Below are 15,369 nucleotides of genomic sequence, written 5' to 3' on the forward strand. Positions count from 1 at the left end.
ACAAGCGCCGACCCTACATTCTGATACATGATCGCCTCGGTTCATAGCAGCGGCTGCAAGGCGCGCCAGACGGTATCGGCGACGATTTTGTGGCCGGCGGCGGTCGGATGGATGCCATCGGCCTGATTCAGGCTGGCCACGCCGCCGATGCCTTCCAGTAGAAAAGGAATGAGGGTGAGGTGGTTCTCGCGGGCGAGATCGGGATACATGGCGGCGAACTGGCGGGTGTAGTCAGGACCCATGTTCGCAGGCATCTGCATTCCCGCCAGGACCAGCTTTACGTTTGGCTGGCGCTCCCGGATGCGTGTGATCATGGCCTGGAGGTTGGCCCGCGAGGATTCCGGGGATATGCCGCGCAGCCCGTCGTTGCCGCCGAGCTCGAGCACGAAGATGTCCACCGGCTGCTTCAAAATCCAGTCCAAGCGGCGCAGGCCGCCCGCGGTCGTCTCACCACTCAGGCCGGCGTTGACGACCCGCCACGACTGCCCGGTTGCCTTCAAGCGCTGCTGGATCAGGGCGGGAAAGGCCTCGTCGGGCGATTCCAGTCCGAGGCCGGCCGTCAGGCTGTCGCCAAAAAATACCACGGTCTTGGTTTCCGCCGCCCCCAGGCCCGCGACCAGCCCCAGGGCAAGAAAGACCGCCCGCCATGTTTGGCTTTTGCCCTTTGGGGGAAATTCACTCTTGTTCAGGCCCATTTGCAGGATTCATGAGTGCCCAAACTATCCTAAAAGTCGAGCGCCTGACCAAGACCTACGCGACCGCGGCCGGCCCGCTGACGGTCCTTCATGAAGTGTCGTTCGAGCTCACGACCGGGGGCAGCTGCGCCATTGTCGGCCCGTCGGGCAGCGGCAAGACCACGCTGCTGGGCCTGTGTGCGGGTCTCGACCAGCCCTCGGGCGGACGCGTGCACCTCGATGGCCGCGAGATCGGGGGGCTGGACGAGGACGGCCGGGCGCGCGTCCGCAACGAGTGCGTCGGTTTCGTGTTCCAGAATTTCCAGCTCATCCCGACCCTGACCGCGCTCGAGAACGTGCTGGTGCCGCTCGAGCTGCGCGGCGAGGCCGGCGGCGAGGCCGAGGCGCGGGCCCTGCTGGTGCGGGTGGGTCTGGGTGCGCGGCTGGACCACTATCCGGTGAAGCTTTCCGGCGGCGAGCAGCAGCGCGTGGCGCTGGCCCGGGCCTTCATCAACCGCCCGCGCATCCTCTTCTGCGACGAGCCGACCGGCAACCTCGACGGCGACACGGCGCACGCGATGGTGGACCTGATCTTCGGCCTCAACCGCGAGCGCGGCACGACGCTGGTGCTGGTGACGCATGACCTCGAGCTGGCCGGCCGGACCCAGCGCATCATGCGCCTGCGCAGCGGGGCGGTGATCTCCGACGAAAAGACTTAACTTGTGTCACCACGGACAAAACCAATCAGGGCCCACGAAACACACGAAAGGACACGAAGATGAAAGACCTGATCTATGCTGAAGAATGTTATAGAATAATTGGAGCCGGGTTTGAGGTTTATAAAGACAAGGGCAGTGGTTTTTTGGAAGCGGTATTCCAGGAATGTCTGGAACTGGAGTTCGGGTTACAACAGATCGCCTATGCGGCGCAGCGGCCACTGGCTCTTAGCTACAAAGGGCATGCCCTCCGCCAGTCTTACGTCGCAGATTTTGTTTGTTACGACAAAATCATAGTCGAACTGAAGGCGGTTGAGAAACTGGCCGACGAACATCGGGCGCAGCTGTTGAATTATCTGAACGCCACCGGTCTTCGACTTGGTCTGTTGATCAACTTTGGCCACCACCCGAAGTTGGAATGGGAGCGAATGGTGCTATGAAAAGCCCTTCGTGTCTTTTCGTGTGTTTCGTGGGCAATCCTGTCGCATGAATTTCATCCTCCAGATGGCCTGGCGGGACACGCGGGCGAGCCGGCGCCGCCTGCTGCTTTATTCCCTGTCCATCGTGCTCGGGGTGGCGGCGCTCATCGGCATCAGCTCGCTCGGCGACAGCCTGCGCGCCGCGGTGGACTCGCAGGCCAAGGGCCTGCTCGGGGCCGACCTGTCGGCCACGGCTCGGCAGGATTTTTCCGCCAAGGCGCTCGCCCGGTTCCGCGCCGCCGGCGGGGAGCTGGCGACCGGCGTCGCCACCACCACCATGGCGACTTTTGGCAACGGCTCGCCCCGGCTCGTCCAGCTGACCGCAGTGGAAGGCGGGTTTCCATTCTACGGCGAGGTGGAGACGGCGCCCGCGGATGCCTTTGCGCTGCTGGCCGACGGCCACAGCGCCATTGTCGAGGAGACGGCCCTGGCCCAGGCCGGGGCCGCGGTCGGCGGGGAGATCAAGCTCGGCGGCATCACCTTCACGGTGGTCGGTGCACTGAAGAAATACCCGGGCCAGTCGCCGTTCGCCTCGATGTTCGCCCCGCGGGTGCAGGTGTCCAAGGCGGCGCTGGAGGCCACGAACCTGCTCCGCAAGGGCAGTTTCTCGCAACACACCGTCTACCTGAAGCTCCCGCCGGCGACCGACGCGAAGGAGCTGGAAAAGAAGCTCCGCGCAGACCTGCGCGGGGAACGCCTGAATTTTGCCACGGCGGAGGAACGCAAGGAGCAGATCGGCGACGCGTTGCAGAACGTCTTTTCGTTCACGAGCCTCGTGGGTTTCCTCGCGCTGTTCCTCGGCGCGGTCGGCGTGGCGAGCGCCATGCACGTGTTCATCCGCCAGCGGCTGGCGACCGTGGCGATCCTGCGCTGCCTCGGCACGAGCGCCCGGACGAGTTTCTCGATCTACCTCGTGCAGGGCCTCGGGTTGGGCCTGGTCGGCAGTGCGCTCGGGACGGGGCTGGGCCTGAGCCTGCAATTCGTGCTGCCGTTCCTGCTGCAGAAATTCCTGCCCTACCATCTGGAGTTCGCCATTTCCTGGTCGGCGGTCCTGAAGGGCGTGAGTGCCGGGGTGGGGGTGAGCGCGTTGTTCACGCTGCTGCCGTTGCTCGAGGTGCGGCGCGTGTCGCCGTTGCACGTGCTGCGCTCGGGGTATGAGGATGACAGTCGCCCCGACCCGCTGCGCTGGCTGATTTATGTGGCGATCGGTTGTTCGGTGTTCGGCTTTGCCACGCTGCAGACCGGTTACTGGCAGGCCGGACTCGCCTTCAGCGCGGCGATGGGGGTGAGCTTTGCCGTCCTCGCCGGTGCGGCGCACGGCCTCATCTGGCTGGCGCGGCGGCTGCGGACCGGCTGGCTGCCCTATACCTGGCGGCAGGGGGTCGCCAATGTGCACCGGCCCAACAACCGGACGCTGCTGCTCATGATGTCGCTCGGCCTCGGCACCTTCATGCTGCTCACGCTCCTGCTCGTGCGGGCGGGCCTGCTGGAGCAGCTGCAGGGCATGGGCAGCGGGGACCGGCCGAACCTGATGTTCTTCGACGTGCAGGCCGACCAGATCGACCAGCTGGTGGCGATCGCCAAGCGCGAGGGCGTGCCGCTGACGAAAACCTCGCCCATCATCACGATGCGGCTGAGCGCCCTGAAGGGCCGCACGGCGGAGGAAATCGCCGCGGACAAGACCAGCAGCCTCCCGAATTGGGCGCTGCGCCGCGAATACCGCTCGACCTATCGCACCGCGCTCGACGACGCCGAGAAGTTGCTCGAAGGCAGCTTCGTCGGGCAGGTGCCGGCCGACGGCCCGGCGCGCGTGCCCGTTTCCGTCGAGCAGGGCATCGCGAAGGACCTGCAGCTGAAGCTCGGCGACGAACTGGACTTTAATGTGCAGGGCGTGACGGTCAAGGCGGTCATCGGCAGCATCCGACAGGTCGAGTGGCGGCGCATGCAGACGAATTTCTTCTTCGTGTTCCCGCAGGGCCCGCTGGACAGCGCCCCGGCGACGTTCGCCGCGGCGGCCAAGGCCAGCAGTCCCGAGGACACGGCGCGCCTGCAGCGCGCGGTGGCGAAGGAGCTGGCGAACGTGTCGGCGATCGACCTGGGCTTCGTGCTGCGTTTGCTCGACGGGATTTTCACGAAGATCGCGTGGGCGATCTCGTTCCTCGCCAGTTTCACAGTCATCACGGGCCTCGTGGTGCTCGTCAGCGCGGTGCTGATGGGCCGGCACCAGCGGGTGCGCGAGGCGGTGTTGCTGCGGACCCTCGGGGCGCAGCGCACCCAGCTGCGGCAGATCATGTTGGCGGAATACGCCGTGCTCGGCCTGCTGGCCGCCGCGACCGGCGGCGGGCTGGCGGTGGCCGCGAACGGCCTGCTGGCCAGGTTTCTCTTCAAGGTCTCCCCGGTGCCACCGTTGCCCCTGCTGGCCGGCGCGGTGGCGGCGGTGACGGCGCTGACCATCATTACGGGCTGGCTCGCCAACCGCGGAGTGAGCAATCATCCGCCGCTCGCCGTCCTGCGCGAAGAGACCTGATCGGCGGGAAAGTGGGGAAGTAACAGGTATCAAGAGCTCGCGAGGTGCATGCATCGAAGTCGCTTGCGGTGTTTGGACTTGTCACTTGTCACCTGTCACTTGTCACTTGCGGCCAATGGTCGCTCCCCGCCTGCTCACCTTTCATTACACCCTGCGCGATGCGGGCGGCCGGGTGCTCGATACCTCCCGTGGCGGCGAGCCGATGCCGTTCCTGGAGGGCGCGGGCCAGATCATCGAGGGCCTGGAGGAGCCGTTGCGGGCAATGACTGCCGGCGAGACGCGCACCGTCGTGGTGCCGCCGGAGCGCGCCTACGGCGTGCGTGAGGCCGAGCTGGTGCAAAAGGTGCCCAAGGCGCGGCTGCCCGTGGACGATATCAAGGTGGGCGACCAGTTCCAGACCGGGCCGGACCGGCAGGCGCCCGTGGTCACGGTGGTGGCCATCGAGGGCGACGAGGTGATGCTGGACGCGAATCACCCGCTGGCGGGGCAGGAACTGCATTTCGAAGTCGAGCTGGTGGCGGTGCGGGCGGCCACACCCGCGGAGTTGCAACAGGTCCGCAATCCCACCTAGCTGGGGAACCATGAAAGTCCTTGGCATCGATATCGGCGGTTCGGCCTTCAAGGGCGCCCCCGTGGACACGAAGACCGGCAAGCTGCTCGCGGAACGGCTCCGCGTGGAGATTGGTGCCCCGTGCCCGACGGCGCAGGGCTTGGCCGCCGCCCGGGAAATCGCGCGGCATTTCAATTGGAAAGGGCCGATCGGGATCGGCTTCCCGGGCGTCATCCAGCACGACCGCATCGGCGTGGTCGGCAACCTCGGAAGGAATTGGGAAAACAAAGACGGGGCGGCGCTGTTCGGGCGGGCGACCGGCGGCCGGGTGCGGCTGTCCAACGACGCCGATGCGGCCGGCCGGGCGGAGATGAAATTCGGGGCGGGGAAGGGCCACCAGGGTTCGGTGCTGATGCTGACCTTCGGCACGGGCATCGGCTCGGCGCTGTTTTACCAGGGGCGGTTGATGCCCAGCATCGAGTTCGGCCACATCCCGTGGAAGGGGAAGCCCATCGAGCGTTTCGCCGCGGCCGCCGTGAAGAAGCGGTGCGGGCTGACCTGGCGGCAATGGGCGCGGCGGGTGAACGTCTTTTTGGCGGTGGCCGAGCGCATCTGTTCGCCCGAGCTGATCATCATCGGCGGCGGCGTGAGCAAAAAATCCGCGAAGTGGTTCAAATACCTCAAGGCCAAGGCCCGGATCGTGCCGGCCCGGATGCATAACGACGCCGGGATTGTCGGGGCCGCGCTGACTTGGGAACAGTCCGCGCGCTGATCCGCCGCCGCCACTCATCCGGGCCCGGCGCCCGTTCATCAAAACTGGGTGCAACTTTCGGGGAAAATCGGGTGTTTTGACCCCATGCCCAGCACCACCCGCGGCCTGCCGCTTTTCATCCCGATCCCGGGGGGCTTTGTCGCTAAAACTTCCAACTTCATCGCTCTGGCATTCTCCCGCTGCACCACCCCGGTTTCACTGCGCCCGTTCGTAGTTATCAGTTGTGTTGCAGAGGGGCCCATGGGGGCCCTTCTGTGTTTACAAGGCGGTCTGGTCGGGAAATTGCGTAAAGCGCTGGCCAACCGTCCTGCTTTCACCTCAATCTAACCGACCAACTGATCCCCATGCCTGCACCTACGAACCCATCCGCCCCCACGGCGCCCGTCGCTCCCCTGAAAAAGAAATCCCGCCGCAAGCTGTTCATTGTGCTTGGCGTGCTGGCCGTCATCGTTATCGCGGCCGTCGCTTTCAGTGCATCGCGGAACAAGGACGCGGGCATCCCGGTGACCACCGAGAAAGCCATCGTGAAGACCATCACCCAGCTCGTGACCGCCACGGGCAAGGTCCAGCCCGAGATCGAGGTGAAGATCTCCCCCGAAGTGGCCGGTGAAATCACCGCAATTCCCATCAAGGAGGGTGGCTCGGTCAAGAAGGGCGACCTGCTCGTCAGCATCCGGCCCGACCAATATCAGGCGCAGGTCGACCAGCAGGAAGCGAACCTCGTCGCGGCCCGGGCCACCGCCGTGCAGGCCAAGTCCCAGCTCGTCAAGGCGACGGACGACTTTAAGCGCAGCGCCGACCTGTTCGCCAAGAAACTCATCTCCGACTCCGACTACGACGCGGCCAGGAGCAACCTCGAGGTGGCCCAGGCCAACTACGACAACGCCTCGGCGCAGATCCGCCGCACCGAGGGATCCCTCAGCCAGTTCCGCGACCAGCTGAGCAAGACGACCATCTACTCCCCGATGGATGGCAGCATCAGCTCGCTCAGCAGCGAGATCGGCGAGCGGGTCGTGGGCACGGGTTCCTTCGCCGGCACGGAAATCATGCGCGTGGCCGATCTCTCCAACATGGAGGTCCGTATCAAGGTAAACGAAAACGACATCGTGAACGTGAAGCTCGGCGACCACGCACTGATCAGCATCGACGCCTATCCCGGCCGCAAATTCACCGGCGCCGTCAAGGAAATCTCCAGTTCCGCCGCCGGCACCGGGGCCACGGGCAGTGGCAACAACGCGGTCCCCACCGACGACGTCACCAACTTCCTCGTCAAGATTCGCATCACCGACCGCGACGCGAGCCTTCGTCCGGGCATGAGCGGCACCGTGGACATCGAGACCCAGACGGTCACCAACGTCGTCGCGATCCCGGTCCAGAGCGTCACCGTCCGCGCGGCGGGCGGCAAGACCTCCGAGGAACTCCAGCAGGCCAAGGCCAAGGAGGCCAAGGAGCGCTCCGGCAACGATCTCGACCTGGCCAAGGAAAAGGAGGACGCGCGCCGCAATCTCGAGAAGCTCGACCGCGTGGTCTTCGTCAAGACCGGCGACACCGTCAAGCTGCGCAAGGTCGAGACCGGCATCGCCGACAACGCTTCCATCGAGGTCAAATCCGGCCTCAAGGCCGGCGAGGAGGTCGTATCCGGCAGCTACGCCGCCATCAGCCGCAAGCTGAAGGACGGCAGCAAGGTCATGATCGAGAAACCCAAGAAAGAGGAAGCCGCCAAATGATCTGCCGCGGCGCCGCGAGGCACCGCCCAGGCTCCCCGCCATGAGTTCCTCCCCTGCACACGCAATCTCGGCCGTCCCGCGGCCCTACCGCGAGCCCGGCCCGGTGGTCATCGAGATCGAGAACGTCACCAAGCTCTACAAGATGGGCGCGGAGATCGTTCACGCCCTGTGCGGCGTCGCCCTCACCGTCCGGCGCAACGAATACCTCGCCGTCATGGGGCCGTCCGGTTCCGGCAAATCCACCATGATGAACATGCTGGGCTGCCTCGACACGCCCACCACGGGCAAATACCACTTCACGGGCAAGGATGTCTCGGGCATGACCGACGACGAGCTGGCGGACATCCGCAACCGCGAGATCGGCTTCGTCTTCCAGACCTTCAACCTGCTCCCGCGTTCGACCACCCTGGCCAACGTCGAGCTGCCCCTGATTTACGCGGGCCTTTCGCCCGCCGCCCGCCGCGAGCGGGCCATCCGGGCCTTGCATGACGTCGGCCTCGGCGAGCGCATGGGCCACAAGCCCAACGAGCTTTCGGGTGGTCAGCGCCAGCGCGTGGCCATCGCCCGCGCCCTCGTCAACCACCCTTCCATCATCCTCGCCGACGAGCCGACCGGCAACCTCGATTCCAAGACCGGCGAGGAGATCATGCAGCTGCTCGAGGAGCTCTACGAACAGGGCAACACCATCATCGTCGTCACCCACGAGGAGGACATCGCCCGCCACGCCCGCCGCATCGTCCGCCTGCGCGACGGCCTGATCGAGAGCGACGTTCGCCAGCAGTAACCCCCGCCCGCCATGCAACGCCTCTACAACGAGTTCATCGAGTCCTTCCGCATCGCGCTCACTCAGATCCGGGCGAACAAGATGCGTTCCGTCCTGACCGCGCTGGGCGTCATCATCGGCATCGTGGCCGTCACGCTCATGGGCACCGCCATCAAGGGCATCGATACGGGATTCAACAACAGCCTCGCCATGCTCGGTGACGACGTGCTCTACGTCCAGAAATGGCCTTGGGGCGGCGTCGAGGACTGGTGGAACTACGCGAACCGTCCGCCCATCCGCCCGGAATCCGCGGAGAAACTCAACCGGATCATCGAGCAGACGCCCAATTCCCTGCTCGAGGTCGCCGTGCCCGTGGCCGGCACCGGCGCCCCGATCAAGTCCGGCGACAACAAGGTCAACGGCGTGACCATTTTTGGCACCACGGCCGATTACGGCCGCCTCATCAGCGCGGATTTCAGCGAGGGCCGGCTTTTCAACGAGACCGAGGCGGCCGGCGCGCGCCCCGTCTGCGTGCTCGGCTTCGACGTGGCCGAGGCCCTCTTTCAGGGTCAGTCGCCGCTCGACCAGTCGGTCGTCATCGCCGGGCATCCCTTCACGGTCATCGGCGTGATTGCCAAGCAAGGCTCCTTCCTCGGCCTGTTCAGCTTCGACAACCAGGCCATCGTGCCGCTCGAGGCGTTCCGGCGCTATGCGGGCGTGCGCCGCGGGGCGGAGATCCGGGTGAAGGTCAAGGACAAGACCCGCCTGATGGACGCGAAGGAGGAACTGATCGGCGCCATGCGCCGCGTGCGCGGCCAGCTGCCCGGCGAGCGGGACAACTTCACGGTCAATGAGCAGCAGGCCTTCAAGGCGCAGCTCGATCCGATCAAGCAGGGCATCGCCCTGGCGGGCCTGTTCATCACCGGCCTGTCGCTTTTCGTCGGTGCCATCGGCATCATGAACATCACCTTCGTCAGCGTGAAGGAACGCACCAAGGAGATCGGCACGCGCAAGGCCCTGGGGGCCCGCCGCCGCAGCATCCTGCTCCAGTTCCTGATCGAGGCCGTCTCGATCTGCCTCATCGGCGGCACGGTCGGGCTCCTGCTCACCTACGGGATGGTCTTCGGCGTCGGCAAGGCCTTTCCCGCCATGCCGGTCGAATTCTCCGTCGGGCTCGTCTTCATCAGCATGGCGGTCTCGGTGGCCACCGGTATCGCCTCGGGTTTCGTGCCCGCCTGGGGTGCCTCCCGCCTCGATCCCGTGGTGGCGCTACGCTATGAGTGAGTGCGGAATGCAGATTTCGGAGTGCGGAATTTCAAACATGAACCACGACAAGCTTAAGCAACGAACCAAGCAGTTTGCCTTGCGGGTGGTCCGTATGAGCGAAGCCCTGCCGCGTTCGATTTCGGGCGATGGGCTGAGCCGCCAGATTGTCCGTTCCGCGACCTCGGTAGCCGCCAACTACCGGTCCGCGTGCCGCGGAAAATCGCGGGCGGATTTTGTGGCTAAAATGGGCCTCGTTGAGGAAGAGGCTGATGAGTCCGCGCTTTGGCTGGAGCTTATCGCCGAAGCCGGGCTGCTGCCGGAGGCCAAAACCGCCGCCTTGCATGCCGAGGCCGGCGAACTCACGGCCATTGCGGTTTCGTCCATCCGCACCGCCCGTGCAGGCAGGGTCACTCCGCACTCCGCAGTCCGTAGTCCGCACTCGAAATGATCTTCGCCGAGATTCTCCGGATGGCGCTGAGTTCGCTCGGGGCGAACAAGCTGCGCTCGTCGCTCACGATGCTCGGCATCACCATCGGCGTGTTTTCCGTCATCGGCGTGATGACCGCCGTCTCCGCGTTGCGGCAGTCGGTCGAGAGCGGCCTCAGTTTCCTCGGTTCGAACATCATCCAGATCGCCAAATATCCCATCGGGCCGGTCGGGGACGACAACAGCCGCCGCCGCATCCGGGCCCGGCGCGACATCACCCTCGCCAATGCCCAGCGGTTTGTGCAGCTGATGGAGGGGATCAGCGACGTCATCTGCCTCAAGACCTTCCAGAACGACGACCCGCCCCAGGCCACCTACGAGAACCGCAAGACGAATCCGAACATAACGTTCGGCGGCTCCAACGAGTATTTCCTCGAGGCCAACCAGTACACCATTGAGTTCGGCCGCAATTACACGCCGGCGGATGTCGAGCTCGCCCGGCCGCTGGCCATCATCGGCAAGGGCATCGTCGACAAGCTGTTTCCCGGGGAAGATCCCCTCGGCAAACGCCTCAAGGTCGCCGGACACACCTACACGGTCGTCGGGGTTTTTGCGGAAAAAGGCTCCGCGTTCGGCAACAGCCAGGATGACATCATCATGGTGCCGATCACCCGCTTCATCACCGATTACGGCGCCAACCGGCGTTCCATCAACATCGCCATCCAGTCGCCCAGCCAGGATCGCTACAACGAGACGGTCGACAAGGCCATCACCATGATGCGCATCGTCCGCGGGCTGAGGCCCGACCAGGAAAATGATTTTGAACTCTATTCCAACGACTCGCTCATCGCCGCCTTCGCCAAGGTTGCCGACGTCATCAGTGCCGGCGCCTTTGTCATCAGCGCCATCGCCCTGCTGGCCGCCGGCGTGGGCATCATGAACATCATGCTCGTCAGCGTGACCGAGCGGACGAAGGAGATCGGCATCCGCAAATCCATCGGGGCCCGCAAGGTCAGCATCCTGACCCAGTTTCTCGTCGAGTCCGTCTGCATCTCGGTGGCCGGCGGCCTGCTCGGCATCCTCATTGGCATCGGGGCGGGCAACGGCCTGGCGCTGATGCTGAAGGCGTCACTGGTTTTCCCGTGGGGCTGGGCCCTCACGGCCCTCCTCGTGTGTGGTGGCATCGGCATCGGCTTCGGTTTCTACCCGGCGTGGAAAGCCGCCGCACTCGACCCGATCGAGGCCCTCCGTTACGAGTAATCGCCGGGTGGGGGAATCCCGGGGCAATTGCGGATTGCCCGCGACCGGTTGTTCCGGCTTCATGGCCGGCGCGTGCAGCTCCACTTCAAGCTAAACCCCTCGCTGACGCGCGTGCTGGCGCCCGGCGACCGCCGGCTCTGGCTGTTGCGCTCCGTGGCCCTGCGCATCGAGCAGCAGGCCAATCCGCTATGGCGGTTCGAGATCTATCACCGCCGGTTGTTGATGGCGCTGTCCCTTCTGGCCGTGATCGGCTGGTTGCTGGCGACTTCCGCGCTTTATCTCTGGCTGGATCGCCAGCCGCACAACCAGGTCGGTTGGTTCGACCTCGCGGCGCCCTGGCGCTGGCCGGGCTTGCGCGCCAAGCGGGGCGACACGGCGGTGCTCGCGGCCCTGGATGAGCTCAAGGCCCGGGACTTCACGTCCGCCTACTACGATCTCCGGGTCGGTCTCGACCGCTCCCCGGGAAATGTCGAGGGCCGCTTGATGTTGGCCCGGCTGGTGGCCGGCTCGGAACCGGCCCGGGCGGTCGCCCTGGTGGAGGAGGGCCTGCCCTTTGCCGGTGGCAACCCCAAGCTGATCTCCGGCCTGCTCGCTTTTTATGCCACCTTCCAAATCCAGTCGCATGGGCTGGAAGTCGTGGAGGGCCTGCTGCGGGCCGCCCGGCCGGACCCGTTGCCGTCCGAAACCCGACGGCTGCTGGAGCGGGCGCGCGTCGGTTTCCTGTTGCAACTCGGGCGCTACCCCGAGGCGGAGGCGGCGTTTGCCGCCATCCCTCCGGCCCAGACTCCCGCCGAGCAGGCCGCGGCGGCGGCCCTGCAGGTGGAGTTGTTGCTGCGCACGGGACATGCCGCGGAAGCGAAGATTGTCTTGGACCGGAATCTGGCCGTTCCCTCCGTCGAGCCGGCGGTCTGGCGGCAGGCCGTGGAGGTCGCCGTGGCCGTGGGTGATGCCGACGCCCTGCTCTCGGCGCTGCGTCACCTCAAAGCCCGGGCCCCCGAGGCGCCCGGCGTCTACCTGCTGGCCTTCCAGTCCTGGCACCGTCTGAAACGGTGGAGTTACCGCGATGCGGCGGAACAGGAATACTACCAGCTTTTCCGCCACAGCGACGGCGCACTGCAGGCGCTGGCCGCGCTGGCGGTCACGCTGGATCTGCCGGACGTCGTTTCCCGGGTCCAACAGGTCGCGACGGGCGCCCGCTTGAGTCCCTTTGCCTTCCAGGTTCACCAGACGGAGCTGGCCCTCCGGCGGGGCGCAATCGAGGCCGCCACCCGGCTTCTGCGCAATTGGGAGAACAATATCGATACGCTCAAGACGCCCCAGCGTTTTCACCCCGAGTTCATCAAGCGGCTGACGCGAGCGGCTTTTGCCGGCACGCCCGACCAGGTCACTTTCTTGCTGGGCCATCTCACGGCGGCCCGCGGCCTGGCCGCGGTGCCGGTCTACCAACTGGCCGGCAGCGTGCTGGAAAAATCGGGCAATGTGACCGGTGCGGCCGAGGTGGTGCGCGCCGGATTGCAGGTTTACCCGCTAAGCGAGCCGTTGCTGGTCGCGCAGCGGCATTTGGCCGAAGTGGCGGCCGCCACGGCGGTCGCGACCGCCCCCGCGGCCATCCCGGCCGATCCCACGGTGCGCGTGTTGCTGCTGCCGGTGACCGCCGGCGAGGCCCGCCAGCAGCTCGATGAACTCCTGCAGCAGGATTCCCTCGTGGCGGCCCGCAACCTGGCCCGGGCCATCCGCACCCAAAAGCCGGCCTGGCTGCCGCTCCTGGAGCGCGACCTGGCCGCGCGCGAAGTCGAATTGGCCTACCTGACGCTCGACCAGATCGCCAGCCGCACCGCAGCCCGGGCCTATCTCGGCCGTTACCGCAACGAGGCCGATATGCTGCCGTTGGTTGCGGTGGTGCAGCGGTTGGCCGCGCGCAACCAGCTGGCCGACGCCCGGCTGTTGTTTGACGAGATCAATGGGGCGGCGCCCGCCACCGTTCGCGTGCAGCAGGCGTTGCGGGACCTCAAGCTGGGGGACGAGACGACGCCCGATACCGGCACCCAAGCCGCGGCCTTGGCCGCGCTGGACCGCAGCGTCCTCGGCCAGGAATGGCCGCAGGCGGAACGCCTCTTGAAACTGCTGCACGACAAGCCGCCCAATTGGCTGGCCGCGGCCGAGGCGGAGGTAAAGGTGCGCGAGGTCCAGGTGCGTCTCGGTTTGGACCAGCGCCCGCTCGCGCTCGCCGCCTTCAAGGAACTGGTCATCAAGGGTGGGGCGTCGCGGAGCGCGGCGTTCAGGCTCGTGCGCGACCTGCTGGCCCGGGACGAAAGCGCGAATGCGCTGCTGCTGGCCCGCGAGGTCAGCCGGCTGTTGCCCGACGATCAGGCGGCGGCGCGATTGGTGAAGGAGGCCGAAGCGCCGCGTCCGGCCGGGCCGTGACCTGGTCCACCGGCGTGAACAGCAGGCTCGGTTCCTTGTAGCCGGGCAGCGGCAGGGTCTGCGTGTGGTGCAGGCCGATTTTCCTGAGCACGTTGCCCGAGGCGACGTTGTCCGGGGCCGTAATGGCGACGATGCGCCGGATGCCCAGCCGGCGCCCGTAACTGACCGTGGCGGCGGCGGCCTCGGTGGCATAGCCGTTGCCGCCATACCGGCTGAGAAATCCGAAACCCACGTCGACGTCCTCCAGCACGGCGCGTTTCAGCAGGCCGCACATGCCGATCGGCGTGCCGTCCGCCTTGAGCGACACCAGGAACAGGCCGAAGCCGTGTTGCGAGTAGCTGGCGACGGGGCCGTGCCGGATGTATTCCACCGCGTCTTCGCGGGTGCGCACGCCCTTGTCGCCCACGAAGTGCAGGAACAGCGGGTCGTTCAGCAGTTCGAGGATGAACGCGGCGTCCTCCGGCGTCAGCCGGCGCAGCACCAATCGCTCGGTTTCCAGCACCTGCATGGCGGCGGCGGTCACCCGCGGCGGATTTCCGAGCCCTTGAACCGGATGATGCAGCGGTAGACCTTCTTCAGGCGGCAGGTGATCTTGCCGGTCTTCAGGTCCACCGTCTCGGGAATCTCGATGCGATGCACGTCCACGACGGCATGATAGCCGCGTTCCGAAAAGATATCGATCAGCATGGCGAGCGCGAGGGGTTCGTCGAAGACGGTGTCCTCGCTGTTGATGTTGGCGTGGCCGGAGAGGGCGTGCCGGGTGATGATCGGCATCATCTTTTTCTCGATCAGGGTCACGACCCGCTGGAAAACCTCGGGGTGGCTGATCTCGTAGCCGTCGAGCCGCTTGACCAGCTCCTGCCGGGCGTGGACGATGATTTCGCTGGCCAGCGGCAGCAGTCGCAAGCGGTCGTAAGTCCGCGGGTCGAGCTCGAGGGAGCTCTGATACTCCAGTTCCTCGAGGATGTTCTGCTCGACCTCCCCAAAGGCCCCCTCGGCGTTGATCAGGTGATAGTGGAAGACGTCCTTCAGGGACAGCAGCGCGTCCCACGTCTGTTCCTTGAAGACCCGGTAGCGGCGGCGGGCGAGCTTTTCGTCAAAGTCGGTGGCGCGTTCCTCCAGCAGCTGGCCGTGGCCGCTGCGGCGAACCTCGTCGTTGTGCGCCTTGGTTTCCACGCCGCGCTTGAGCTGGCGGGCCACGCTCTCCTTCTCGTCGACGAAAAGCACCACGATCTGCACGACCGGCTGACGGAAATGGATGGCCAGCGGTGTGCCGTAGAACTCGCGCCAGAGCTGCGTCATCTTCTCGTAAAGCATCTTCAGGCACTCGACCTGCACCTTGGTGCGGGGGAAGCCGTCGAGGATGACTCCGTCGCGGTATTCGGGTTTGAGCAGCCGGCGCAAGAGCACGGCCAGCACCTCGCGGTCGCCGATCATGTTGCCGGCGTCCTTGATCCGCTTCATCTCCGGCGTGTCGAGCAATGAACTCATCACGATCGGGGTGCAGGTCAGGCCGCGGGTCTTGGCGATGAAAGCGGTGTTGGTGCCCTTGCCGGCGCCGGGGGCGCCGCCGAGCAGGATGATCTCCTTCGGGAAACGCAGGTGCTGGCGGCCGAAGTGGGCCTCCAGGTCGTCCCAGATGGGATCAAAAATTATCCGGGCGTCCTTGATTTCCAGGTCGGCGGAAGGCAGGGCCGCCGGCGTCAGCGTCGGGGCGGAGGTTTTCAGGGCTTCGCTCATGTCAGGGTGCGGCAAGCCTAGGGGCCGGCCTTCGCCCGAGGCGAC

At 65.9% G+C, this 15,369-nt stretch carries 15 protein-coding genes; 12 read left to right on the forward strand and 3 right to left on the reverse strand.

Going from position 1 to position 15,369, the window contains the following annotated elements:
* Positions 1 to 41 precede the first annotated feature (41 nt).
* Positions 42 to 695: an arylesterase gene (locus BLU29_RS11870; protein WP_091058147.1), complete on the reverse strand. Its 654-nt coding sequence runs from the start codon at positions 693 to 695 to the stop codon at positions 42 to 44.
* A gap of 11 nt (positions 696 to 706) precedes the next feature.
* Here BLU29_RS11870 and BLU29_RS11875 point away from each other — a divergent pair, with 11 nt between their 5' ends.
* The 12 genes from BLU29_RS11875 to BLU29_RS11925 all read left to right on the forward strand — a co-directional run bounded on the left by BLU29_RS11875 (position 707) and on the right by BLU29_RS11925 (position 13,584).
* Positions 707 to 1,393: an ABC transporter ATP-binding protein gene (locus tag BLU29_RS11875; RefSeq protein WP_091058150.1), complete on the forward strand. Its 687-nt coding sequence runs from the start codon at positions 707 to 709 to the stop codon at positions 1,391 to 1,393.
* A 59-nt stretch (positions 1,394 to 1,452) separates the two neighbouring features.
* A complete protein-coding gene (locus BLU29_RS11880; RefSeq protein ID WP_091058153.1) occupies positions 1,453 to 1,830 on the forward strand; it encodes a GxxExxY protein in 378 nt (125 codons plus the stop codon).
* 46 nt (positions 1,831 to 1,876) lie between these two features.
* A complete protein-coding gene (locus BLU29_RS11885) occupies positions 1,877 to 4,396 on the forward strand; it encodes an ABC transporter permease (RefSeq protein ID WP_091058156.1) in 2,520 nt (839 codons plus the stop codon).
* 115 nt (positions 4,397 to 4,511) lie between these two features.
* On the forward strand, positions 4,512 to 4,967 hold the full coding sequence (locus BLU29_RS11890) for a peptidylprolyl isomerase (RefSeq protein WP_091058157.1): 456 nt from the start codon (positions 4,512 to 4,514) through the stop codon (positions 4,965 to 4,967).
* 10 nt (positions 4,968 to 4,977) lie between these two features.
* Positions 4,978 to 5,718: an ROK family protein gene (locus BLU29_RS11895; RefSeq protein ID WP_091058160.1), complete on the forward strand. Its 741-nt coding sequence runs from the start codon at positions 4,978 to 4,980 to the stop codon at positions 5,716 to 5,718.
* A gap of 84 nt (positions 5,719 to 5,802) precedes the next feature.
* A complete protein-coding gene (locus BLU29_RS18055) occupies positions 5,803 to 6,045 on the forward strand; it encodes a hypothetical protein (protein WP_157693818.1) in 243 nt (80 codons plus the stop codon).
* A 17-nt stretch (positions 6,046 to 6,062) separates the two neighbouring features.
* The gene (locus tag BLU29_RS11900; protein ID WP_091058163.1) at positions 6,063 to 7,445 is read left to right on the forward strand and encodes an efflux RND transporter periplasmic adaptor subunit; all 1,383 of its coding nucleotides are present in this window, start codon (positions 6,063 to 6,065) and stop codon (positions 7,443 to 7,445) included.
* A 142-nt stretch (positions 7,446 to 7,587) separates the two neighbouring features.
* Positions 7,588 to 8,229, forward strand: coding sequence for an ABC transporter ATP-binding protein (locus BLU29_RS11905; protein ID WP_231962349.1), 642 nt, complete (start codon positions 7,588 to 7,590; stop codon positions 8,227 to 8,229).
* 12 nt (positions 8,230 to 8,241) lie between these two features.
* Positions 8,242 to 9,492 carry an ABC transporter permease gene (locus BLU29_RS11910; RefSeq protein ID WP_091058167.1) on the forward strand — a complete coding sequence of 417 codons (1,251 nt, stop codon included), beginning with the start codon at positions 8,242 to 8,244 and terminating at the stop codon, positions 9,490 to 9,492.
* 37 nt (positions 9,493 to 9,529) lie between these two features.
* Entirely contained in the window at positions 9,530 to 9,922 is a 393-nt protein-coding gene (locus tag BLU29_RS11915; RefSeq protein WP_091058169.1) for a four helix bundle protein, read from the forward strand.
* A complete protein-coding gene (locus BLU29_RS11920) occupies positions 9,919 to 11,160 on the forward strand; it encodes an ABC transporter permease (RefSeq protein ID WP_091058171.1) in 1,242 nt (413 codons plus the stop codon). The genes BLU29_RS11915 and BLU29_RS11920 overlap by 4 nt, the downstream gene beginning before the upstream one ends.
* A gap of 72 nt (positions 11,161 to 11,232) precedes the next feature.
* Positions 11,233 to 13,584, forward strand: a complete 2,352-nt coding sequence (locus BLU29_RS11925; RefSeq protein WP_157693819.1) for a hypothetical protein — start codon at positions 11,233 to 11,235, stop codon at positions 13,582 to 13,584.
* Here the strand turns inward: BLU29_RS11925 and BLU29_RS11930 are convergent.
* Together BLU29_RS11930 and BLU29_RS11935 are read right to left on the reverse strand one after the other, a co-directional pair.
* Entirely contained in the window at positions 13,505 to 14,107 is a 603-nt protein-coding gene (locus tag BLU29_RS11930; protein ID WP_197677704.1) for a GNAT family N-acetyltransferase, read from the reverse strand. The genes BLU29_RS11925 and BLU29_RS11930 overlap by 80 nt on opposite strands.
* On the reverse strand, positions 14,104 to 15,324 hold the full coding sequence (locus BLU29_RS11935; protein ID WP_091058176.1) for a nucleoside monophosphate kinase: 1,221 nt from the start codon (positions 15,322 to 15,324) through the stop codon (positions 14,104 to 14,106). The genes BLU29_RS11930 and BLU29_RS11935 overlap by 4 nt, the downstream gene beginning before the upstream one ends.
* Positions 15,325 to 15,369 lie beyond the last annotated feature (45 nt).

Origin of the sequence: Opitutus sp. GAS368, assembly GCF_900104925.1 — a bacterium.
Lineage (GTDB): Bacteria > Verrucomicrobiota > Verrucomicrobiia > Opitutales > Opitutaceae > Lacunisphaera.